Here is a 21,136-nt window from a genome sequence, read left to right on the forward strand (position 1 = left end):
ATCAGCGGACCGATTACTGGAAGGCCTGGAAGTTGGGCTGGCCGTTCGAGGCGCTGACCCCGCCATCTACGGGCAGGTTCGCCCCGGTCACGAAGCGCGCATCCTCGCTCGCGAGGAAGGCGACCACGGCGGCGACATCCTCGGGCTCGCCCGGGCGGCCGAGCGGATTACGCTGGAGGAAGGCTTCGAGCAGATCGTTGTTCTCGCGGATGCCCTCGCTCATGGCGGTCTTCGTCATCGAAGGGCACACCGCGTTCGCCCGGATGCCCTGCGCACCCAGTTGCAGCGCGAGCGCGCGGGTCAGGTTGGTCACCGCGCCCTTGCTCGCGTTGTAGATCGGCATGGTCCAGTCGCCGCCGGTGCCCGACACGCTGGAAGTGTTGACGATGCTGCCGCCGCCGGGCGCATCGCTCTTGGCAAGCTGCGGGATCGCCGCGCGGCATGCGTAAAGGGTGCCTTTCACATTGATGTCGATCACCTTGTCGATATCCTCGTCGCTCGCCTCGACCAGCGGCCCTGCGGTGGCGGTGCCTGCATTATTGACGAGACAGTCGAGACCGCCGAAGCGTTCGACGGTCTTGGCGACGAGGGTGTTGGCGAAATCCGCGTCCGAAATGTCGCCGTCGACGATTAGTGTGCGATCGTCGTCGAGATCGGCGGCCACCTTTTCCAGATCGTCCCGGCTGCGGCTGTTGAGCACGACATTGGCGCCCTCGCTCGCAAAGCGGCGGGCGATGGCTTCGCCGATCCCGGTGGACGAGCCGGTGATGATGACGGTGCGGTTGGTAAAGCGTTGCATGGCGATCCTTTTTTGTGTTGGCTTTGGTCTTGCAACAGGTCGCGCGCACGAATGTTTCCGGTGAAAGCCGTGTCCTTAGGGAAGTATTCAGGTATCGTGCGCGATAGGCTGGCACGCCATGCGTTTTGCTCGCCTAGTCCTGCCCGCCCTGATGGGCCTGACGCTCACGGGTTGCCAGTTGCTCCCCAGCGGTGGTGACGGCGACCGGGGGACGGCGCGTTCGCCCCCGCCGATCGAGCGCGGCAGAGCGGCGGCGGCGAGCCCCGAGGGCGCGCAATGCCTGGCGCAGCTCGGCGCGACCGGCGCCAGCTATACGCCGCTGCCCGACCGGTTCGAAGCGCCGGGCTGCACGCAGGTCAATCCGGTCTCACTGGCCAGCCTGCAAGGCGATGCCAGTCGGTTCACGATCGGCAATATCGGGCCGGTCACCTGCCAGACGGCGGATACTTTCGCGAGCTGGGCGCGCTTCGGGGTGGATCGTGCATCGCGCGTCTATCTCGGAAGTCGGCTTGCGCGGATCGAGACTTTCGGCAGCTACGCATGCCGCAATGTCGCGGGCAGCAGCCGCCGGTCTGCCCACGCGCGGGCGGAAGCGATCGACGTGGCTGCATTCGTCCTGGAAGACGGGCGGCGGATCTCGATCAACGACGACTGGAATGGCGGAACGCAAGCCGAGCGCGAGTTCCTGCGCGTGGTGCTGAACAGCGCCTGCAAGCGCTTCGGCACCGTGCTGAGCCCGGAATACAACGCAGCCCATGCGGACCATCTGCATATGGAAGTGGGCGGGCAGTCCTTCTGCCGCTGAGCCGCGGCTAGCTTTGCTCGATCTCGCGCGCCACCGCACGGATGGCTTCGGGCGAGAAGGAAAAGCCCATGTGGCTGCACCTTAGCGCCACCGCCTTGTCGCGTTCTTCGGGATAGCCGGCTGCAGAGCGCGGACGTATCGCGCCATCGCGCGGGCTCCATAATGCGACGGTTTCGACCGGGGGCTTGCGCGAGAGCTGGCCCGCCAGCTCGGGGCTGTCGACGCGGTGCCCGGCAACTGCCTGATAGATGCGCCAGACATTGTTGGCGCGCAGGGAGCCCGAAAAGGGCGAACCCATCGAGATGACCTTGGCCACCGCTTCGGGCCTGCGCTTGGCCAGTTCGCGCGCGTAAAGCCCGCCGAGGCTCCAGCCCACCAAAACCACGGGCTCGCCCGCGCGTTCGTGCAGATCATCAAGACGCTCTTCGAGCTGCTCGAACAGCTCCTCCGAAAAGCCCCAGTTATATCCGCAGCCCCAGCGTTTGACCGTATGGCCAGCATCTTCCAGCCGCCGCGCGAAATAGCGCATGCGGATGGGATTGGTGCCGAAGCCGGGCAGAATCATGACCATGCGCGGGCTTTCCGCCTTCGCCAGCCGGAACGGGCGGAACAGGCCGCGATACAGCCGCCTCAGCGGCTCCAGCAGATAGCCGAATTCCGCCAGCAGATACCACAGGCGGGGGCCGCCCACGCCATCGGGATCGGGCTCACGCGCCAGTTCGAACCGGCGCGCCCACTCGCTGTCTGCAAGCGCGGTGAACCCGGGCACGCCCAGCGCCGCGCCCGATGGCGATGCCTGCGCCGCAGCGGCGCGCGACCCGTTGGCCTGTGTGTTTGTGATCGTTCCTCGCACGACAATAGTAATGCCACACGAAGCTTAGGGTTTCCGGAATGACAAATGTTGGCTTTGTTCAGCCTGTCCGCCCGCGCCCATCCTGGCGCTAGTCCCCGCTTTCGGGGCAATCCCCGATCCGCTCGTTCGTGACCCGCATCTCGATCCCCCCGGCGGTCTCCCCGGCGACATTTTCGAAGCCCGCAACGGTCATCTGCAGGTCGCTGGCCGTCGGGGTGACCGTGCCGCTAATCCGCGCTTCGGTCTCGGGTTGGAACTGGCCGCCCTTGCAGACCATCACCGCCTCCAGCCGGTCGCCGGACAGGTCGTAGCTGTCGAAACGGCAGGAATCGCGCCCCTGCATCGCGAGCAGCATTTCGCGGTTGCCGCCCGCGACATCCTCCGGCGTGAGACAGATCGTGTCGTCGCCGTACTGGCTGCCCGCGGCATCGCCGCCAGCGGCCCCGATGCTGACCCGGCTGCGATAGAGCCCGGGCTGCATCCGCACGTCGCCGCCCGCGCGTGCGGCCTCTTCGGCCCGTTCGGGATCGAACGGCGAATTGTCGCACGCGGCGAGGCACAGGGCGAAGCCGCCCAGCAATGCGATACGCATCATCGAAATGTCCCGCCTTTCCGGTTTGCCGAGGACGGCTGCGTTAGTGGCCGCAATCAGCCGGAGCAATCGCCGATGCGTCTGCCGGTGATCTTGCCCTTCATGCTCACGTCGCCTGCCTGCGAGCCGGAAATCGTGTTGGCCATAGTCATCGTGAAGCTGTCGCCGCCGAAATCGCCGTCCATGGCCACCTTGGCGGTGCCGCCATCATCGGTGGTGCAGGTCATACGCAGCTTCAGCTTGTTGCCCGTCCGATCGAATTCCTCGTAATCGCAATTCTCGTTCTTCTCGCCGCCGAAGAATTCCGCATCGGGCCTATCCGCCTCGTCCTGGGTGATGCACGAAGTAGTGGTGATGGACTTGCCCATCTGCCCCGCGATCATGTCCTTCATGTTGTCAGGCACGCCGGGAATGTCGAACTCGGTGAATTCGATGGTGTTTTCCCACTCGCCCGCGCGGATTTTCACCACATCGCCCGAAGCTGCTTCGGCGGCCATTTCCTCGCCGGTTATCTCACCATCGGCATTCGCATCCGCGCCGCCGCTATCGCCGCAACCCGCCAGCAAGAGTGCTCCACTGGCCAGCAGGCCCATGCTAATCGCGGTCTTCATAGTCTCTCTCTCCCGTTTGCCGTGGCGTCTCGATCGTGGCGGTGAGCGTACCCCTGCCTGCCCAACCGCTCAACTGCCATTGCGACGGGCGGGCGATGCGCCAATATGAAAGCCATGGCCGAACTGATCATCAGACGCGGGCTCGACGAGCCCGACACCACCGGCGAATTTACGCCGCACAAGCCCGCGCGCCCCGAAAAGTCGATGCCGGGCAAGAAGTTCGAACTCGTCAGCGACTACGAACCCGCAGGCGACCAGCCGACCGCGATCGAGGAACTGGTGCGCGAGGCGGAGGGCGGCGAGAAAACGCAGGTGCTGCTCGGCGTGACCGGTAGCGGCAAGACCTTCACCATGGCCAAGGTGATCGAGGAATTGCAGCGGCCCGCGCTGATCCTTGCGCCCAACAAGATCCTCGCCGCGCAGCTCTATGGCGAGTTCAAAAGCTTCTTCCCCAACAACGCGGTCGAGTATTTCGTCAGCTATTACGACTACTACCAGCCCGAAGCCTACGTCCCGCGGTCCGATACCTACATCGAGAAGGAAAGCTCGGTGAACGAGGCGATCGACCGGATGCGCCACTCGGCCACGCGCGCTCTGCTCGAGCGGGACGACGTCATCATCGTCGCCTCGGTCAGCTGCCTTTACGGTATCGGCTCGGTCGAGACCTATTCGGCGATGATCTTCGACATCAAGGAGGGCGAGAGCGTCGACCAGCGCGAGCTGATTCGCAAGCTCGTGGCGCTGCAATACAAGCGCAACGATGTCGCCTTCGCGCGCGGCAATTTCCGCGTGCGCGGCGACAATCTCGAAATCTTCCCTTCGCATTACGAAGATACAGCGTGGCGGATCAGCTTCTTCGGCGACGATATCGAAGAAATCGTCGAATTCGATCCGCTGACCGGCAAGCCCGGTCGCAAGCTGGAAAAGGTGCGCGTCTACGCGAACTCGCACTATGTCACGCCCGGGCCGACGATGAAGCAGGCCTCCGAAGCCATCCGGTTCGAGCTGGCCGAGCGGCTCAAGGAGCTGGAGGCGGAGGGCAAGCTGCTCGAACACCAGCGGCTGGAGCAGCGCACCAATTTCGACCTCGAGATGATCGCGGCGACCGGCAGCTGCAACGGAATCGAGAACTATTCGCGCTTCCTCACCGGCCGCCTGCCCGGCGAGCCGCCGCCCACGCTGTTCGAATACCTGCCCGAAAACGCGCTTCTGTTCGTCGATGAGAGCCACCAGACCGTGCCGCAGATCGGCGCGATGGCGCGCGGCGACCACCGCCGCAAGATCACGCTCGCCGAATACGGTTTCCGTCTGCCGAGCTGCATCGACAACCGCCCTTTGCGCTTCAACGAATGGGACGCGATGCGCCCGCAGACCTTCGCCGTCTCCGCCACCCCCGGCGGGTGGGAGCTGGAGCAGACCGGCGGCGTCTTCGCCGAACAGGTCATCCGCCCCACCGGCCTCATCGACCCGCCGGTCGAGATCCGCCCGGTCGAGGACCAGGTCCAGGACTGTATCGAGGAGTGCAAGGCGACCGCCGCCAAGGGCTACCGCACGCTCGTCACCACGCTGACCAAGCGGATGGCCGAAGACCTGACCGAGTTCATGCACGAGGCCGGCGTCAAGGTCCGCTACATGCACTCCGACGTCGAGACGCTGGAGCGTATCGAGCTGATCCGCGACCTGCGGCTGGGCGTGTACGATGTGCTGGTGGGTATCAACCTGCTGCGCGAAGGCCTCGACATTCCCGAATGCGGGCTGGTCGCCATCCTTGATGCGGACAAGGAGGGCTTCCTGCGCTCCGAAACCTCGCTGATCCAGACCATCGGCCGCGCCGCGCGCAACGTCGATGGCCGCGTGATTTTGTATGCCGACCGGATCACGGGCAGCATGGAACGCGCGATGGCCGAGACCGAGCGCCGACGCGAGAAGCAGCGCGCGTATAACGAGGAACACGGGATCACTCCGACCACGATCCGCCGCGCCATCGCCGACATCACCGCCCACGCCACCAAGGGCGAAGATGGCCCACCCGAGGACGAGGCCACGCCGCTCGTGGGCCACAACCTGCGCGCCTACATCGAAGACCTCGAAAAGAAGATGCGCGAAGCCGCCGCGAACCTCGAATTCGAAGAGGCTGGAAGGTTGCGCGACGAGATACGGTCGCTGGAAAACGACGAGCTTGGGTTGCCCGAGGGCGAGCAGAAAGCGCCACGAGTCGGGCGCAGTAACGAGGGCAAGCCCGGGACGCGCAAGCTTCGGTATGGGCGGACGCAGAAGAAGATGCGTTGAGTTGATAATAGAGTCGAGTCTTCGCTTTATGCACAGGCCAACTGTGAAGAAGTCGGCAGCCCTCCGCTTGACACATGCGTGAAACGGGCGGAAATTTTGGGGCACGGGGAGGCACTTCGATTTTTCTTGGGCAGGTTACGCCCGCAATCGGAGTGCCAAATGACCCCGTTCGAAATCGTCTCCCTGATCGTCGCCATCATCATGCTTGCGGGCGGCTTCACCTTCGCGGGCATCCAGATCGGCAAGTCGCTCGGCGAGAAGAAGTGAGCGCCTTTCCCTTCATCGTCATGCTGAACTTGTTTCAGCATCCAGCCCTCCTCCTGATCCATGCGTCGAGGGCCGAATACTGGACCCCGAAACGAGTTCGGGGTGACGATTGCGCGAGGCATAAATCAGAAGAACACGCTTATCTAAAGTCTTACAAATCTTTAATTTCAACCAATGGACGCAATGCCAGTACGCTGATCATGAGAATGCACATGGAGCAGTCATGATCCAGTCCTTCGCCGATCCCGAAACCGACCAGCTCTGGAACGGCAAGCGCAGCCGCAAGATGCCTTCCGATATCCAGTCGCGGGGGCTGGCGAAGCTGCTCCTGATCGATGCTGCCGAAACTTTGGACGATCTCAAGAACCCGCCCAGCAACCGTTTTCACCCACTGTCGGGCGACCGCGCAGGCCAGCATTCGGTTTCAATTAACATGAAATGGCGTATATGTTTTCGCTGGAATGACGGAAACGCATACGATGTCGAGATCACAAACCATTACGAATGATCCCGACTGGCTGCCCATCCCCCACGCCGGGGAGCTGCTCTTGTCGGAATTCATGGAGCCGCTGGAACTCGATGCTGCCGCATTAGCGGATGCTATCGAGGTCGATCAGGCGCGTCTGGCGTCCATGATCGATGGCAGCGAGCGGGTGGATGGTGAACTCGATCTGCGTCTCTCGCGCTATTTCCGCATGTCAGAGGGCTTTTTCCTGCGCCTGCAAGCTAGCGCCGAACTGCGCGCCGCCAAGCGCTCACTGAATGGCGAGCTCGACCGCATCACGCCGCGCGCAGCCTGATACTCGCCCTCGCCATGAGCCTCGCCGCTATCGAACCCGGCACCTGCCGCACGCTGGTCGACTTAACCGACCCGAGCGAATTCGCGCGGTGGGACGTCATAAACGACGGGGTAATGGGCGGCCTCTCCAAGGGGCATATCGAGCAGGTCGACGGGGCGCTTTCCTTCTCCGGCACCATCAACACCAATGGCGGCGGCTTCACCTCACTACGGCGGATGGTGCCCGAGGGCGCGATGGCCGGAGCGCGGAGGCTTCGCATTACCTATGCCGCCGATGAGCGCACCTACGAGGTGACTTTGCGCTCGGATGCGAGGGAGCGCGGGCGTCGTATTGCCTATCGTGCTCCCCTGACGCCCGGGGAAAGCACCGGGGAGTGGTCGGTCGCGGTGATCGACCTTGCCCGGCTGGAAACCTCGCTGTTCGGCCAGCAGGTCGACGCACCCGCTTTCGCAACACAGGAAGCGCACAGCGTCGGGCTGATCATCGCCGACGGGATCGATGGCGACTTCGCGATGCGGCTCCAGCGGATCGAAGCCTGCGCATAGCGGCCATAGGCTGCCCGCAGGTGGATTTACGCGTGCGTGAAGGGCTGGCATAGCGCCGCCATGATCCTTCGCACGTTCAGCAACCTTGCCGCCGCAGCCGTGCTGGCAGCCGCCCTTCCCACCATCGCCATCGCGCAAGACAAGGCTGACGCCGCGAAGTCCGAAGCGCCGAGTATCGACCCGCAGGTCCGCACCCGCGACCTCAGCGGCACCTTCGGCGGGCAACGGATCGGCTACACCGCGACCATGGCGGAGACGGTGCTTTCCAATGACGACGGCAAGCCCGAGGCGGTGATCGTCACCACCAGCTACGTGAAGTCCCCGGCGGACACCTCGCGGCCCGTGTTCTTCATCTATAATGGCGGGCCGGGCTCGGGCTCGGTCTGGCTGCAGATGGGCGCGTTCGGGCCGAAGCGGGTCGCGATTCCCGGCGATGCGCGCGACGATGGGGCGCCGCCCTACCCGATCCTCGACAATCCGGACTCGCTGCTCGACGTCGCCGACCTCGTCTTCATCGATCCGCCGGGCACGGGCTTCAGCTACCTGACGAAAGGCACCGATCCCGAGAAATATTACGGGCTGCAGCAGGACGCGCGCGCCGTCGCCACGGTGATCCGCCGCTGGATCAACGACAACGGACGCTGGAACAGCCCCAGATATCTCGGCGGCGAAAGCTACGGCACCACCCGCACCGCGATGGTCGTGCGCGAGCTGGAGGGGGCGACCTACAACGACGTCGGCTTCAATGGGCTGATCCTGATCTCGACCATCCTCGACTTCGCCGCGCGCGAGCCGACACCGGGCAACGAAATGGCCTATGTGATGGCGCTGCCCAATATGGCGACCGCCGCGTTCTACCACGGCAAGGCGCAGGCCCCGTCGGTGGAAGCGATCGCCGAGGAAGCGCGGCAATTCGCGATCGGTCCCTACGCCACCGCGCTGATGAAGGGGCAGGACCTGCCTGCCGCCGAACGTGCGAGCGTGCGCGCCGAACTCGCACGCCTCACCGGGCTTTCGGAAACCTATCTCGACCAGGCCGAGCTGCGCGTCACGCCCCAGCGGTTCTACAAAGAGCTGCTGCGCGACCGGGGACTAACCATCGGGCGGCTCGACAGCCGTTACACCGGCCGCGATTTCGACAATGCGGGCGAATATCCGGATAACGATCCAAGCTTTTACGGCATCGATGCCGGCTATACCGCCGCGATCAATGCGTGGTCGCGCGGCACGCTCGGCTTCGAAACGGACCGCGAGTACCAGGCGATCGGCAGCGATCCGGGGCGCTACTGGGACTGGTCGCTCTCCGGCAGGGGCCGCGGAGCCTATCTCAACGTCGCGCCGTTCATCGGCGACGCGATGCGCCAGAACTCGCAGCTGCGGACCTTCGTGGGGCAGGGCTGGTACGATTTCGCCACGCCCTTCTTCGGCGCGGAATACTCGCTCAACCGCGTCGGCATCCCGCAGGACCGGGTCGAGTTCCATTACTATGATGCAGGGCACATGATGTATATTCGCGACGAGGACCGGGCGAAGCTGTCGCGCGACATCCGCGCCTTCATCCTCAATCGCTGAGCTGTCGATGCGCTTCGCCCTCGCCGCTACCCTGCTCGCTTCGTTGGCGCTCACGGCCTGCCAGCCGCCCGCCGCCGACAGGTACGAAGGGCGCGCCGATCCGCCCGACACCGCCACTTTTGCGAGCGAACCGATCGACTCCCCCGATGCGGAGAACGCGGTGTGGGCGCCCAGCGCCACCCCGCTGCGCCTTCTCTACGGCGTACCGGGGCAGCAGCCCTTCGCTGCCGTGGCATGCGAGATGGGCGATGAAACGGATGCCGATCCGCAGGTGCGCATCACCCGGTTCGCCCGTGCGGACGAGGGCGCGCAGGCGCTGATGGCGATCATCGGCAATGGCCACAAGGAACGCTTCCCGGTCGAGGCGACCGATAATGGCCGCGCGTTTCTGTGGGAGGGGACGATCCCGCTCGGCTCGGACAAGCTCGACGTGCTCACCGGGCGGCGCGGGGTGGAATTGACCATACCCGGCGCGGGCACGCTGGCTCTCAATGCGAGCGACGCCCCGCGCGATCTTATCGAGACGTGTCGCCTGGCCGTGCGGAAGCAGACGCCAGTCGTTCGACCGACCGGGGAGTAAGCACCTGCGGTAGGCGCTGCGGGGTCGACGCACCTGCCGGATACCACAGGTAAAGCGGCACGCCCGCCACGCCCTGCTGCGTGAGGAAGGCGGTGATTTCAGGATCACGCCGCGTCCAGTCGCCGCGCAATACTACCGCATTTGCGGCGTCGAGCGCCTGCGCGGTCGCCTCGCGCTCCAGCGCGATGCCCTCGTTGACCTTGCAGGTGACGCACCAGTCGGCGGTGAAATAGAGGAACACGGGGCGGCCTTCCTCTCGCGCCTGCGCCAATGCGGCCTCGCTGAAAGGCTGACTGTCGAGCATGGATACTTCCATCAGCCGCTCGCCCGAGTCAAAAACTCGGGGTGCGATGATCAGCATCGAGAGGACCGTGAAGCCCTGTGCGATCATCAGCACAGTGCGATATTTGTAGTTGCGCAAGCGTTGGCTCCACAGGAGCGCCACGATGAGAGTGATGCTACCTGCCATGACCGCGCTTGCCAGCAAGAACATCGTGCCACCCATCCGCCACACCAGCCAGCCGAGCGCGAGCGCGGTCAGTCCCATCGGCAGCGCCATCCAGCGGCGGAAGGTCTCCATCCACTTCCCCGGTCTGGGCAGGCGCTGCCGGATTGCGGGTACGAAGCCGATGAGGAGGAAGGGCAAGGCAATGCCGAGGCCGAGCGCGGCGAACAGGCCCAGCGCGAGCGGCCATGGGAGGACCAGGGCCGCGCCCAGCGCCGCCGCCATGAAAGGCCCGGTGCACGGCGTCGCCACGAAAGCCGCCAGCACCCCGGTCGCGAAGGACCCGCGACGGCTTGCGCCCGAACCGGTGATCGCCATGCCCGGTATCTCGAATGCGCCGAGGAAGTTCGCGGTCAGCGCCACCGCCAGCAGGAACAGCGCGACCACCACCTCCGGGTTCTGCAGCTGGAAAGCCCAGCCGATAGCCTCGCCGCTTGCACGCAGGGCGAGCAGCACGCCGCCGAGCGCAATACAGGCGATGATCACGCCAGCGGCATAGGCCAGCGCGTCCATCCTTGCGGCACGCTCCGCCCCCCCTGCCTTGGCGAGCGAGAGCGCCTTGAGGCTGAGGATCGGAAAGACACAGGGCATGATGTTGAGCACCAGCCCGCCGAGCAGCGCCGCGCCGATCAGTATCCACCATGCGGGCAGATCATTGTCGGCCCGGATCGGTTCGCCGCCGGTCGGCACTGCGCCCGGCTCTGCGGTGAAGGACAGGCCGGTGCCATCGCCGAGGCGGATAATGCCCGCGATGACGCCCGGACGCTCCGCGCCGGTCTTCAGCGGAATCTCGGCGATCAGCAGATCGTCGGCGCGATAATAGGTCTGCGGTGCGGCGTAATCGACCAGATCGCGGGTCTCGATGAACACGTGCGGCGCACCCATCTCGAGCGTCGCGGGCAGCGGGATGGCGAGACGCAGGCGCTCGTCGCCGAGCGCGAAGCGTGCCGCCCGGTCGAGCGGAGCGGCCAGCGCGCTCTGGTACTGCGCAAAACGTGCGTCCCGCGCGCCCTCGCCCAACGCGACCACCGCGCGAAGCTGCGCCACCTGCGGCACGCAGATCTTGTCGGTGCAGGCGAGATAGCGGGCCGTGCCGCGCAGCTCGAACGGCCCGTTGAGCGCGGCGTCCGCCGCCACCCGCAGCGGCGCGACCACCGCATAATCGCCTTCGAAGATGTGGTTCATCAGGGGGCGATTGCCCGCCTGTTGCACCAGTGTCGTCGGGGCCGGATAGCGGAATTCCCCGATCGACACGCCCTCGGGAAGCTCCCAGTCGATCGCCATGCCCAGCCCTGCATCGCCGGGGTTGGACCAGTAGCCGTGCCATTCCTGCGAGACCGGCGTGAAGCGGATCGCGATGCGCGTCTCGCCGCCCGGCTGCACCGGACCCTCCACCGCCAGCCGCGCCGGAATATAGGTCTCCTGCGCAATCGCTGAGCCCGGCATCAGTGCCAGCGCAATCAGCGCGCAAATCGTCGCCAGCAGACGGCGGACCAAGGGGAGGGTTGCGCGGGTCATATCCTGCGGCCTAGGACCGGTGCGACTTCGAAACAAGCGAGCGAGCACCCCCGAATGCCGAGCAAGCCGAAACCTTCCGACACGCGCGATCTCCTCATCCTGGGGGGCGGGCTGGTCGGCATGACACTGGCACTGGCTGCGGCGAAAAAGGGCATTACCAGCCATGTGGTGGACCGCGCCGATCCGGCAAGCCTGACGGCCGAAGGTTTCGATGGGCGCGCTTCGGCCATCTCCACTGCCAGCTGGAACCTGTTCACCAATATCGGGCTGGCCGACGCGCTAGAACCGCATGGTTGCGCGATTTCCAAGATCGCGGTGACCGACCAGCTCAAGCCCGGGCGGATCGATTTCCAGCCCGACGCTGAATCGACCGGGGGCGACAGCAGCCTCGGCCGGATGTTCGCGAACCGGCAACTGCGTCTAAGCCTGTTCGAGGCGGCGAAGGCCGAACCGCTGATCGCGTGGCACGCAGGCGTCGCCGTGGTGGAGCGGACCCGCGGCAACCACAAGGTTTCCGCCACGCTGGCCGATGGCACGGTGCTGGAGGGGCGGCTGATGGTCGCTGCCGAGGGTCGCCGTTCGCCCACGCGCGAGGAAGCCGGGTTCAAGATCGCCAACTGGCAGTATCACCACCGCGCGATCATTGCGGGGCTGATCCATTCCAAACCGCACGAGAATGTCGCGTGGGAGATTTTCTATCCCGAAGGTCCCTTCGCGCTGCTCCCCATGCTCGACGACGAACTGGGCCGTCACCGCAGCGCATTGGTATGGACCGTGGACGAGGAAGACGGCGACGGCGTGCTGGCGATGGGCGACCGCGCTTTCATCGCCGAAGTGGAAAAGCGGATGGGCCGCATCTTCGGCGATCTCGAAGCCAATGGCCCGCGCAGTTCCTATCCGCTGGGCTTCCACCATACCGCCAGGATCGTCGATCATCGTCTCGCGCTGGTCGGCGACGCGGCGCATGGCATCCACCCGATCGCGGGGCAGGGCCTCAATCTGGGGCTGAGGGATGCAGGCGCGCTGGTGGAAGTGATTGCCGAGGGCAGGCGCCTGGGCCTCGATCCCGGCGATGCCGAACTGCTCAAGCGCTACGAGAGCTGGCGTGGGCTCGATTCCTTCATGGTCTCGCTGGCGACCGACGGCCTGACCCGGCTGTTCGGCATATCGGGGCCCGGAGCCTCTGCCGTCCGCCGTTTCGGCATGGCGGGCGTCCAGCGGATCGAGCCCCTGAAGCGCTGGTTCATGGACGAGGCCCGCGGCGTCAGCGGGGATGTGCCCGCGCTGATGCAGGGCTAGGTTCGCACGACCCTATTCTTCTGGAGCGGGCGAGATCACCGGGCTGGGCTGTTCGACCCGCTCGCCCGAACCGTCGCGCAGGCGGCGAGGCTCGAGGATCGCGGCGGTCTCGATCAGGTCGAGCGCGCGCTGTGCCGCGGCATAGCGACGCACGTCGGCGACCCATTGCTCAGCCGCATCGGCACCCGGCATGTTCTGCACTTCGAGGATCGCATTTTCGTAGCGACCGGTTTCGAGGAACATCCGCGCCCGCTCTACCCTGCGCTGCGGCTTGGGTGACGGGGCAGTCTCGCGGCGAATCACGAACAGGTTGGAAAGTTCACGCCGCAGACGTTTGAGGCCCGGCTCTTCGGGCGAGGCGCGCAGCGCGGGCTCCAGCCCTTCAAGACGGGCGAGCAGCTGGTCGATGGTGACCGGATTGCGGCTCATGTCGGTCAGCGTGCGCACCGCATTGGGCAACGCATCGCCGAAGCGCAACCGCAACTGATCGGCGAGATAGCCCAGCTCCTCGCCCCGCTCGATCGAACGGCGGGTGGCGAAGGAGATCAGCAGGCCTTCGGCGCGCGCGGCATTGCCCGCCGCCGCCTGCGATTGCAGATCGAGCCGCGCCAGACGCTGTTCGGCGGCGAGCAGGCGTTGTTCCAGCCCGCCCTGCTGCTGGGCCACGCGCTCCACGCTCGCCTCGGTCTCGGCCGAAGTGGGCGAGGTACGCGGACGCGGGCGCGGCGTGGGCACGGCCACCACCTCGGCCCCGGCATTCTTGTCCTGCGTGGCGACCGGCGTGGCGCCCGCGCGCTCCATCGGATCGCTGGTGCCTTGCGTTTTGTCGGTCAGCGCGGCGACGGTCTGCGTGTAGGTTTCCGGTCGCCAGACGAGGAACAATGCCCCCGCCGCGACCAGCAGAACAACCACCAGTGCTATCCCCAGCAGGATGCGCGAAGAACGCGACGAATCCTGCGGGGCCTCATCCAAGTTCATTACATTTCCATTCCCGTTTCGCCCCGTGATCCCGCAGCGGAGCATAGCGGTCGTTGGTTAATGCCACATATCCGCGGCCAGTGAAAGGAGGGCCGCATCGTCCGGACTAGCGGCCACTTGCAGGCTTTTCCAGCCTTTCGAGATACTTGCCCCGATGCGGGGCGCAAGCGCGGCCAGCGACAGATTTGCGCGGTCCACGCCCTTGTTCCGGCACTCCTCGTCGAAATGGCGTGCCGAGGCGCCCGAATGGAGCAGCACCACGCCGCCCTCGCCCAATTTGGCAGTCTCGCCAGCGCCCAGCGGGCGGTGGACGATGGCGTAAGTGACGACGGTGGCAATCGCGACATGCGGCGGCGCGGCGAGCGGCAGATGCTCTTCCCCGGCAAGCCGCAGCAGCGACAGCGGGCGATCCCGCGGCAAGCCATCGACAAGGGGCTGGAGCCCGCCCTTGCCGGTTCCGGCGATGGTGAAGCCGAGCGCGCGCGCCGCCTCGGCGGTCGCCTGCCCGACCGCATAGACCGGCAGGTCCGTGAGCCCGGTCAGCGCCTCGCCCGCATGGCGCAGCCCGTTCGCGCTGCCGATCAGGATCCCATCGAAGTGCGCGTCGGGCCTCTGCCAAGTCACCGGCTCGGCATGGCTCAGCGGCATCGCCTCCATCGGCAGGCCCAGCGCACGCCCACGCTTCATCGTCGCCGCAAGGCCCGGTTCGGGCCGCAGGACGAAGATCCGTCCGCCCATCAAAAGCTCAGCTCGCGCCGGAAAACAGCACGGCTATGCCCGGCGTCGCACGGGCGAGCAGGTCGGCTGCGAAGGCGGCGATCGCGCCGGCATCGCCCGGTGCCACCTCCACCGCACCATCGACCCGCTCCGCCCCGTCGGCGCTGAACAGCGCAGCATTCAGCCGGATACGCTCGGCATCCGCCAGTGCCAGCAGGCCGATCGGGCTCTGGCACGATCCGCCCAATGCTTCGAGCAAGGTCCGCTCGGCCAATACTTCGGCGCGGGTCCGGGGGTGATCGATAGCGGTCAGCAGATCGCGGGTGCGGGCATCTTCGGTGCGGCATTCGATCCCGATGGCACCCTGCGACGGGGCAGGCAGCCAGGTTTCGACGTCCAGCACAGAGCCGACGCCCGCTTCGCCCAGCCGCTCCAGCCCGGCGGCCGCGAGCAGCGTCACATCCGCCTCGCCCGCCTGCAGCTTGGCCATCCGGGTCGCGACATTGCCGCGGAACAGCACGACCTCGATATCGGGGCGCAGGTTCTTCATCTGCGAGGCGCGGCGCGGAGCACTCGTGCCCAGCCGCGCGCCCTGCGGGATCGAGGCAATCGAGGCCGCACCCAATAGCACGTCGCGCCGGTCGGCACGCGGCAGGATCGCGGCGAGCGTAATAAAATCGGGCCGGATCGTCTCGACATCCTTCAGCGAATGGACCGCCGCGTCGATTTTCCCTTCGGCCAGCCACGCATCCAGCTCGCGCGTCCACAGCGCCTTGCCGCCAACATCGGCGAGCGGGCGGTCCTGCACCTTGTCGCCCCCGGCGACCACGGGCACCAGTTCGACCGCGCTTTCGTCGAGCCCGTGCGCGGCGCACAGGCGCGCGCGTGTCTCGTGGGCCTGTGCCATGGCGAGGGGCGAGCGGCGGGTTCCGAGGCGGATCAGTGGCGCGTTGGTCATAGGCTTTGCTTGCCCTAGCCCGGCGCTGCTTTAAGGGAAAGCTCCATGCAGGTGGTACTCGGGATTGAATCCAGCTGCGACGAGACGGCGGTGGCGCTGGTGCGTGCCGACCGGCAGATCGTCGCGCAGCGCATCGCATCGCAGGACGAGGCGCATCGCCCCTATGGCGGGGTGGTGCCGGAGATTGCCGCGCGCGCGCATGCGGAGCGGATCGCGCCGATGGTTGCCGAGGTCATGGAGGAAGCGGGGATGGAGCTGGCCGATCTGTCGGCCATCGCCGCCACCGCAGGCCCGGGCCTGATCGGCGGCGTGATGGTCGGGCTGGTCAGTGCCAAGGCGCTCGCCATGGCCGGCGATGTGCCGCTGATTGCGGTCAACCACCTCGAAGGCCATGCATTGAGCCCCCGGCTGGTCGATGCCGAGCTGGCATTTCCCTACCTGCTACTCCTCGTCTCCGGCGGGCACTGTCAGATCCTGCGCTGCGAGGGTGTGGGGCAGTACCGACGGCTCGCGACGACGATCGACGATGCGGTGGGCGAAGCGTTCGACAAGACCGCAAAAATTCTCGGCCTCGGTTTTCCCGGCGGCCCAGCGGTGGAAAAGCTGGCGCGCGAGGGCGACCCCAAGGCGGTCCCGCTACCGCGCCCGCTGGTCGGCGGCAAGGAACCGCATTTCTCCTTCGCCGGGCTCAAAAGCGCGGTGTTGCGGGCGCACGAGAGCGGCCGGCACGCCACTGCCGATATCGCGGCGAGCTTCCAGCAGGCTGCCATCGACTGCCTCGTGGACCGGCTCGAGCGCGCCATCGACAGCACCGGCTCGGCCCCCGCGCTCGTCGTTGCTGGCGGGGTCGCCGCCAATGCAAGCGTGCGCGCCGCTCTCGAAAACCTCGCCGCCAAGCACGATATGCGTTTCGTCGCACCGCCCCCGAAGCTGTGCACCGATAACGCCGCGATGATCGCATGGGCCGGGTGCGAGCGCCTGGGCCAAAGCGATCCGCTCGATTTCAAGGCACGCCCGCGCTGGCCGCTCGATCCCGAGGCGGAACCCGCGCGCGGAGCAGGAGTGAAGGCATGACCACGCAAGTAGCGGTTCTCGGCGGCGGAGCATGGGGCACCGCGCTTGCGCAGATGCTCGCCAGCCCATCCCAGCACGAAGGCGCGCGCGAGGTGCTGATGTGGGTGCGCGAGCCCGAAGTGGTGGAGGACATCAACACCAACCATCGCAACGAGCGGTTCCTGCCAAGCGCCGAGTTGACGCCCAGCATCCGCGCGACCGGCGATCTGGCCGAAGTTGCGCAGTGTGTCACGATCCTCGCCGTGGTCCCCGCGCAGCACCTGCGCAGCGTGCTGGCCGAGCTGCCCGGCTTTTCGGGCGATCTGGTGATCTGCGCCAAGGGCATCGAGCAATCGACCGGTGCGCTGATGAGCGACGTGGCAGCCGAGACGTGCCCGCAGGCGAGCCTCGCCGCACTGTCCGGCCCGACCTTCGCGCACGAGGTCGCCGACGGGCTGCCCGCCGCCGTCACGCTCGCCTGCCAGGGCGGCGAGGAGCAGTGGGAGCGGCTTTCGCCGGTGATCGCGCGGCCGACCTTCCGTCCCTATTACTCGGATGACCTCGTCGGCGCGGAAATCGGCGGGGCGGTCAAGAACGTGCTCGCCATCGCCTGCGGCGTGGTCGACGGGCTCGAGCTGGGCCAGAACGCCCGCAACGCGCTGATCGCGCGGGGCTTTGCCGAAATGGTCCGCTTCGGTGAGGCGCTGGGCGGGGAGCGTGCGACGCTCACCGGCCTGTGCGGTCTGGGCGATCTGGTGCTGACCTGTTCTTCCACCTCGAGCCGCAATTTCTCGCTCGGCAAGGCGATTGGCGAAGGGCAGTCCGCCGCCGAGCTGATGGCCAACCGCCACACGGTTGCCGAGGGCGCGCATACCGCGCCCGTGCTCCAGCGGCTCGCGCGCGAGAAGGCGGTCGACATGCCGATCGTCGATGCGGTGGTCGCGCTGCTCGAAGGTGCAGGCGCGCGCGATGTCGTGACCGAGCTGCTCGCCCGTCCGCTGACGGCCGAAAGCCCCACCGCTTGAGCAAGCAGGGCCCATCGCAGGGCGATTCCCCGCCAGCGGGGCCCAGCGCCGATATGGCCGCGCTCGCGCGTGGTGGGCGGACGAATTTCTTCGGATTTCTGATCCGGCTCGCCGCGCGCATCCCGTTCCTGTTTATCGCGGGCCGCATGTACGGCGACGACATGCTGGGGCGGTTCGCCGCCGCCGTGGTCGTGATCGAACTGGCCAGCCAGGTCGCGGTGCTCGGCCAGAAGCGCGGCCTCGCGCAGCAGTTGAGCGAGGCCGAGGATCGCCCGCCCGCCCATATCGTGGCCGACGCGATGACACTGTCGCTCATCACATCGCTCGCGTTCACGGCGCTGCTGCTGCTCTTCCCCGAACCGATGTTTCCCAATGGCCGCAACGGCGAATGGTCGTGGCTGCTCCCGCTCACCATCCTGCCTTTCGCGTTGACCGAAGTCGCACTGGCCGCCTGCGCCTATCGCTACGATATCGGCGCGACCGTGCGCAGCCGTGCGGTGGTGGAGCCCTGGGCGATCTCGATCGCAGCGGGGGCGCTGTTCTATGTCGTCCCCGACAGCGGGCTGGAACTGGCCTACGTCATCTCGATCGTTGCGGCGTCGGTGGCCGCGTTCATGCCGGCGATACGCCACTATGGCCTGCCGCGGGGATGGAGCCCGCATCCGGCGCGCGTCTTCGACCTCGCTGTGCGCAATCTGCCGCTGGCCGGGGCCGACGCGATCGAGTGGGGGACGCGCAAACTGGATCTCGCAATCCTCGCGCAGTTCGCGACCCCGGGCCAGGTCGGCGTCTACTACGCGGTGCAACAGGTCGCGACGCTGCCGCAGAAGCTCAAGACCAGTTTCGACCCGATCCTGGGCCCGGTCATTACCGCCGCGCTGAAGGTGGGCGACCGCTCGGCCATCGCCCGGCAGGTCTGCCAGGTCGGCTTCTGGATCGTCGCGATGCAGGCGGGCGTCGCACTGGCGTTGGCGATACCGGGCGAGGCGGTGATGGGACTGCTGGGGCCGGACTTCGTCAGCGGTACCGGCGCGCTCTCGATCCTGCTGGTGGCCGAAGTGGTCGCCGCGCTCGCGGTCGTTTCCGAAAGCGCGCTCATCTATATCGCGCGGATGCGCAATCTCGTGATCTCGGTCGTCACCATCGCGTTCCAGGCGGCGCTGACGATCGCCTTTATGGTCGCGATCACCGAATACGACCTGCCCGAACACTGGCGCGCGCCCGCCGCCGCGCTGGCACTGGCGATATCGCTGGCAGGCGCGAGCATCGCCAAGAGCGTGCTGCTGGGCCGGATTCTCGGCGAGAGCGTCAACAACTTCCGCCTCGGCCTGATACTGGCCGCGATCCCCGCAGGGCTGGTCGGCTGGGCGGCCACCTTCGTGCCCGAGTGGCTGGAGCTGATCGTCGGCATCCCCGCGATCCTGCTGACCTACGGGGCGATCATCTGGTTCGTCGCCTTCCGGGAAGAGGACCGCGTGCTGTTCCGCCGCAATCTCGCGCAGGAAGAAGCCGAAGTGTGATACTGTATCACCATTCAGAAGGCGTTCAGTGGCCCGGGGCGAGCTTGACACCTCACGATCGGGAAAAAGACCAATGGGGAGATCGAGCATGAGCACCAGAAAGCTTGCAGTGGCAGCAATCGTCACAATGGGGCTGACACTAAGCGGGTGCGTCACTCAGCCCGGAATGAAAGGCGCGCCTGGCAGCGACAGCGCCGGCCGGACGGGCAATGTCCCGCCACCGCCGCCTCCTCCACCACCGCCGCCTCCACCACCACCGCCACCCATGCCTTCGTCGCAGTCCTACGCGGCACCGCAGGCTATCGCGGTCACGGGATCGCGCATGGCGGGCGTGGCTGCCGAACCGGGCGTCCCCCAGAACGAGCAGCAGCCGACCTCATCGGACTTGCGCTACGTTCCTTCGATCGTCGTCCCCACGCGGCCCGATCGCGAACGCTATGATGGCGAAGAGGTCGCCGAAGTCGCGGTGACCATGGAACAGCCGGTCTCGACCTTCTCGGTCGATGTCGACACGGGCTCCTATTCCAACGCGCGCCGCATGCTCACCGACGGGCAGATGCCGCGCGAAGCGGCGGTTCGCACCGAAGAGTTCGTCAATTACTTCCGCTACGACTATCCGCGTCCCGATGCGGGCGAAGCGCCCTTCACCGTTAACATGGATGTCGCGCGCACCCCGTGGAACGCGAACACCCGCCTCGTGCGGATCGGGCTTGCCGGGTACGAAGCCCCCAAGGCGGAGCGCCCTGCGGCCAACCTCGTCTTCCTGCTCGACGTATCGGGCTCGATGAGTTCGCGCGACAAGCTGCCGCTGGTGAAAACCGCGATGAAGACGCTGGTCAATCAGCTGACCCCGGAAGATCGCGTCTCGATCGTGGTCTATGCGGGCGCGGCGGGCCTCGTGCTCGAACCGACCAGCGACCCGCGCGAGATCATGGCCGCGCTCGACGATCTGCGGGCCGGCGGCTCGACCGCTGGCGGTGCGGGGCTGGAACTGGCCTATCGCGTGGCCGAGAACAGCAAGGTCGACGGTATCAACCGCGTAATCCTCGCGACCGACGGCGATTTCAACGTCGGCATGAGCGATAACGACGCGCTGCTCGAATATGTCGAGAACAAGCGCAAGAACGGCATCAGCATGACCGTGCTCGGCTTCGGGCGCGGCAACATCAACGAAGCTCTGATGGAGCAGATCGCCGACACGGGTAACGGCAATTACGGCTACATCGACAGCGCGATCGAGGCGCGCAAGGTGCTGGGCGAACAGGTGGGCGCAACGCTGTTCACCATCGCCAAGGACGTGAAGATCCAGGTCGAATTCAACCCGGCGGTCATCAGCCAGTATCGCCTGATCGGCTACGAAAACCGGATCCTGCGCGAACAGGATTTCGACAACGACGCGGTCGATGCGGGCGATATCGGCTCGGGCCATCAGGTCACCGCGATCTACGAGGTCGTCGGCGCAGGCGCGGATGGCTGGATCGCGGAGCGTCGCTACCAGGATCGCATTCCGCAGGCGGCGAGTGATCTGGCGAGCGAGGCGGCCTTTGTGAAGCTGCGCTACAAGCAGCCCGACGGCGACACCTCGACGCTGATCACGCAGAGCCTGTCGGCCGACATGCTGGCCCGCGCACCGATGCCGAGCGGAGATTTCGCCTTCGCCACTGCGGTGGCCGCCTTCGCCCAGAAAATGCGCGGCGATACGCTGCTCGAACGCTACGACTATGATGCGATCCGCACGCTGGCGGGATCGCAGAGCGATTTCTACCGGCAGGAGTTCATCAAGCTGGTGGGCGTTGCCGACGGGCTTGATCGGCCCTGAACTTTCGCCAGCGGGTTCCCTAGCGGGCCGG

Annotated in this window: 20 protein-coding genes; 12 read left to right on the plus strand and 8 right to left on the minus strand. The window is 66.3% G+C overall.

Annotated features, from left to right (window positions below; translation table 11 throughout):
* Window positions 1–13: 13 nt before the first annotated feature.
* On the minus strand, window positions 14–799 hold the full coding sequence (budC, locus tag AAG612_RS08420) for a meso-2,3-butanediol dehydrogenase (protein WP_342509210.1): 786 nt from the start codon (window positions 797–799) through the stop codon (window positions 14–16).
* A gap of 118 nt (window positions 800–917) precedes the next feature.
* Here budC and AAG612_RS08425 point away from each other — a divergent pair, with 118 nt between their 5' ends.
* On the plus strand, window positions 918–1,604 hold the full coding sequence (locus AAG612_RS08425; protein WP_342509212.1) for an extensin-like domain-containing protein: 687 nt from the start codon (window positions 918–920) through the stop codon (window positions 1,602–1,604).
* 7 nt (window positions 1,605–1,611) lie between these two features.
* Here AAG612_RS08425 and AAG612_RS08430 read toward each other — a convergent pair whose 3' ends face one another.
* The 3 genes from AAG612_RS08430 to AAG612_RS08440 form a co-directional block, all read right to left on the minus strand.
* Entirely contained in the window at window positions 1,612–2,373 is a 762-nt protein-coding gene (locus AAG612_RS08430; protein ID WP_342510327.1) for an esterase/lipase family protein, read from the minus strand.
* Window positions 2,374–2,545: 172 nt separating this feature from the next.
* Window positions 2,546–3,052 carry a DUF3617 domain-containing protein gene (locus AAG612_RS08435; RefSeq protein ID WP_342509214.1) on the minus strand — a complete coding sequence of 169 codons (507 nt, stop codon included), beginning with the start codon at window positions 3,050–3,052 and terminating at the stop codon, window positions 2,546–2,548.
* Window positions 3,053–3,105: 53 nt separating this feature from the next.
* The gene (locus tag AAG612_RS08440; RefSeq protein ID WP_342509216.1) at window positions 3,106–3,660 is read right to left on the minus strand and encodes a DUF3617 domain-containing protein; all 555 of its coding nucleotides are present in this window, start codon (window positions 3,658–3,660) and stop codon (window positions 3,106–3,108) included.
* Window positions 3,661–3,774: 114 nt separating this feature from the next.
* Here AAG612_RS08440 and uvrB point away from each other — a divergent pair, with 114 nt between their 5' ends.
* The 6 genes from uvrB to AAG612_RS08470 all read left to right on the plus strand — a co-directional run bounded on the left by uvrB (window position 3,775) and on the right by AAG612_RS08470 (window position 9,713).
* A complete protein-coding gene (uvrB, locus tag AAG612_RS08445; RefSeq protein WP_342509217.1) occupies window positions 3,775–5,949 on the plus strand; it encodes an excinuclease ABC subunit UvrB in 2,175 nt (724 codons plus the stop codon).
* A 490-nt stretch (window positions 5,950–6,439) separates the two neighbouring features.
* Window positions 6,440–6,724 (plus strand): type II toxin-antitoxin system RelE/ParE family toxin, encoded by a 285-nt coding sequence (locus tag AAG612_RS08450; RefSeq protein WP_342509219.1) that lies wholly within the window; start codon window positions 6,440–6,442, stop codon window positions 6,722–6,724.
* Entirely contained in the window at window positions 6,696–7,016 is a 321-nt protein-coding gene (locus tag AAG612_RS08455) for a HigA family addiction module antitoxin (protein WP_342509221.1), read from the plus strand. Before AAG612_RS08450 ends, AAG612_RS08455 begins: the two co-directional genes overlap by 29 nt.
* A gap of 14 nt (window positions 7,017–7,030) precedes the next feature.
* Window positions 7,031–7,561 carry a CIA30 family protein gene (locus AAG612_RS08460; protein WP_342509223.1) on the plus strand — a complete coding sequence of 177 codons (531 nt, stop codon included), beginning with the start codon at window positions 7,031–7,033 and terminating at the stop codon, window positions 7,559–7,561.
* 60 nt (window positions 7,562–7,621) lie between these two features.
* Window positions 7,622–9,133: a S10 family peptidase gene (locus AAG612_RS08465; RefSeq protein WP_342509224.1), complete on the plus strand. Its 1,512-nt coding sequence runs from the start codon at window positions 7,622–7,624 to the stop codon at window positions 9,131–9,133.
* 7 nt (window positions 9,134–9,140) lie between these two features.
* A complete protein-coding gene (locus tag AAG612_RS08470) occupies window positions 9,141–9,713 on the plus strand; it encodes a hypothetical protein (RefSeq protein ID WP_342509226.1) in 573 nt (190 codons plus the stop codon).
* Here AAG612_RS08470 and AAG612_RS08475 read toward each other — a convergent pair.
* A complete protein-coding gene (locus AAG612_RS08475; RefSeq protein WP_342509227.1) occupies window positions 9,649–11,736 on the minus strand; it encodes a protein-disulfide reductase DsbD family protein in 2,088 nt (695 codons plus the stop codon). The genes AAG612_RS08470 and AAG612_RS08475 overlap by 65 nt on opposite strands.
* A 54-nt stretch (window positions 11,737–11,790) precedes the next feature.
* On the opposite strand from AAG612_RS08475, the gene AAG612_RS08480 reads away from it, so the two are divergent.
* Window positions 11,791–13,035 (plus strand): FAD-dependent monooxygenase, encoded by a 1,245-nt coding sequence (locus AAG612_RS08480; protein WP_342509230.1) that lies wholly within the window; start codon window positions 11,791–11,793, stop codon window positions 13,033–13,035.
* A gap of 12 nt (window positions 13,036–13,047) precedes the next feature.
* Here the strand turns inward: AAG612_RS08480 and AAG612_RS08485 are convergent, their stop codons facing one another.
* From AAG612_RS08485 to hemC, 3 genes are read right to left on the minus strand one after another with little or no spacing between them, the layout of a single operon-like run.
* Window positions 13,048–14,013 (minus strand): hypothetical protein, encoded by a 966-nt coding sequence (locus AAG612_RS08485; protein ID WP_342509232.1) that lies wholly within the window; start codon window positions 14,011–14,013, stop codon window positions 13,048–13,050.
* A 57-nt stretch (window positions 14,014–14,070) separates the two neighbouring features.
* Window positions 14,071–14,751 carry a uroporphyrinogen-III synthase gene (locus AAG612_RS08490; protein WP_342509234.1) on the minus strand — a complete coding sequence of 227 codons (681 nt, stop codon included), beginning with the start codon at window positions 14,749–14,751 and terminating at the stop codon, window positions 14,071–14,073.
* 7 nt (window positions 14,752–14,758) lie between these two features.
* Window positions 14,759–15,688 (minus strand): hydroxymethylbilane synthase, encoded by a 930-nt coding sequence (hemC, locus tag AAG612_RS08495; protein ID WP_342509235.1) that lies wholly within the window; start codon window positions 15,686–15,688, stop codon window positions 14,759–14,761.
* Between the two features lie 45 nt (window positions 15,689–15,733).
* Between hemC and tsaD the strand changes: the two genes are divergently transcribed.
* The 4 genes from tsaD (at window position 15,734) to AAG612_RS08515 (ending at window position 21,105) form a co-directional block, all read left to right on the plus strand.
* Window positions 15,734–16,762 carry a tRNA (adenosine(37)-N6)-threonylcarbamoyltransferase complex transferase subunit TsaD gene (tsaD, locus tag AAG612_RS08500; RefSeq protein WP_342509237.1) on the plus strand — a complete coding sequence of 343 codons (1,029 nt, stop codon included), beginning with the start codon at window positions 15,734–15,736 and terminating at the stop codon, window positions 16,760–16,762.
* Window positions 16,759–17,766: an NAD(P)H-dependent glycerol-3-phosphate dehydrogenase gene (locus AAG612_RS08505; protein ID WP_342509239.1), complete on the plus strand. Its 1,008-nt coding sequence runs from the start codon at window positions 16,759–16,761 to the stop codon at window positions 17,764–17,766. The genes tsaD and AAG612_RS08505 overlap by 4 nt, the downstream gene beginning before the upstream one ends.
* 53 nt (window positions 17,767–17,819) lie before the next feature.
* On the plus strand, window positions 17,820–19,286 hold the full coding sequence (locus tag AAG612_RS08510) for a lipopolysaccharide biosynthesis protein (protein ID WP_342509241.1): 1,467 nt from the start codon (window positions 17,820–17,822) through the stop codon (window positions 19,284–19,286).
* Between the two features lie 265 nt (window positions 19,287–19,551).
* A complete protein-coding gene (locus tag AAG612_RS08515; RefSeq protein ID WP_342509243.1) occupies window positions 19,552–21,105 on the plus strand; it encodes a vWA domain-containing protein in 1,554 nt (517 codons plus the stop codon).
* The last annotated feature ends 31 nt before the right edge of the window (window positions 21,106–21,136 follow it).

The organism is Citromicrobium bathyomarinum, assembly GCF_038594605.1.
GTDB lineage: Bacteria > Pseudomonadota > Alphaproteobacteria > Sphingomonadales > Sphingomonadaceae > Alteriqipengyuania > Alteriqipengyuania bathyomarina_B.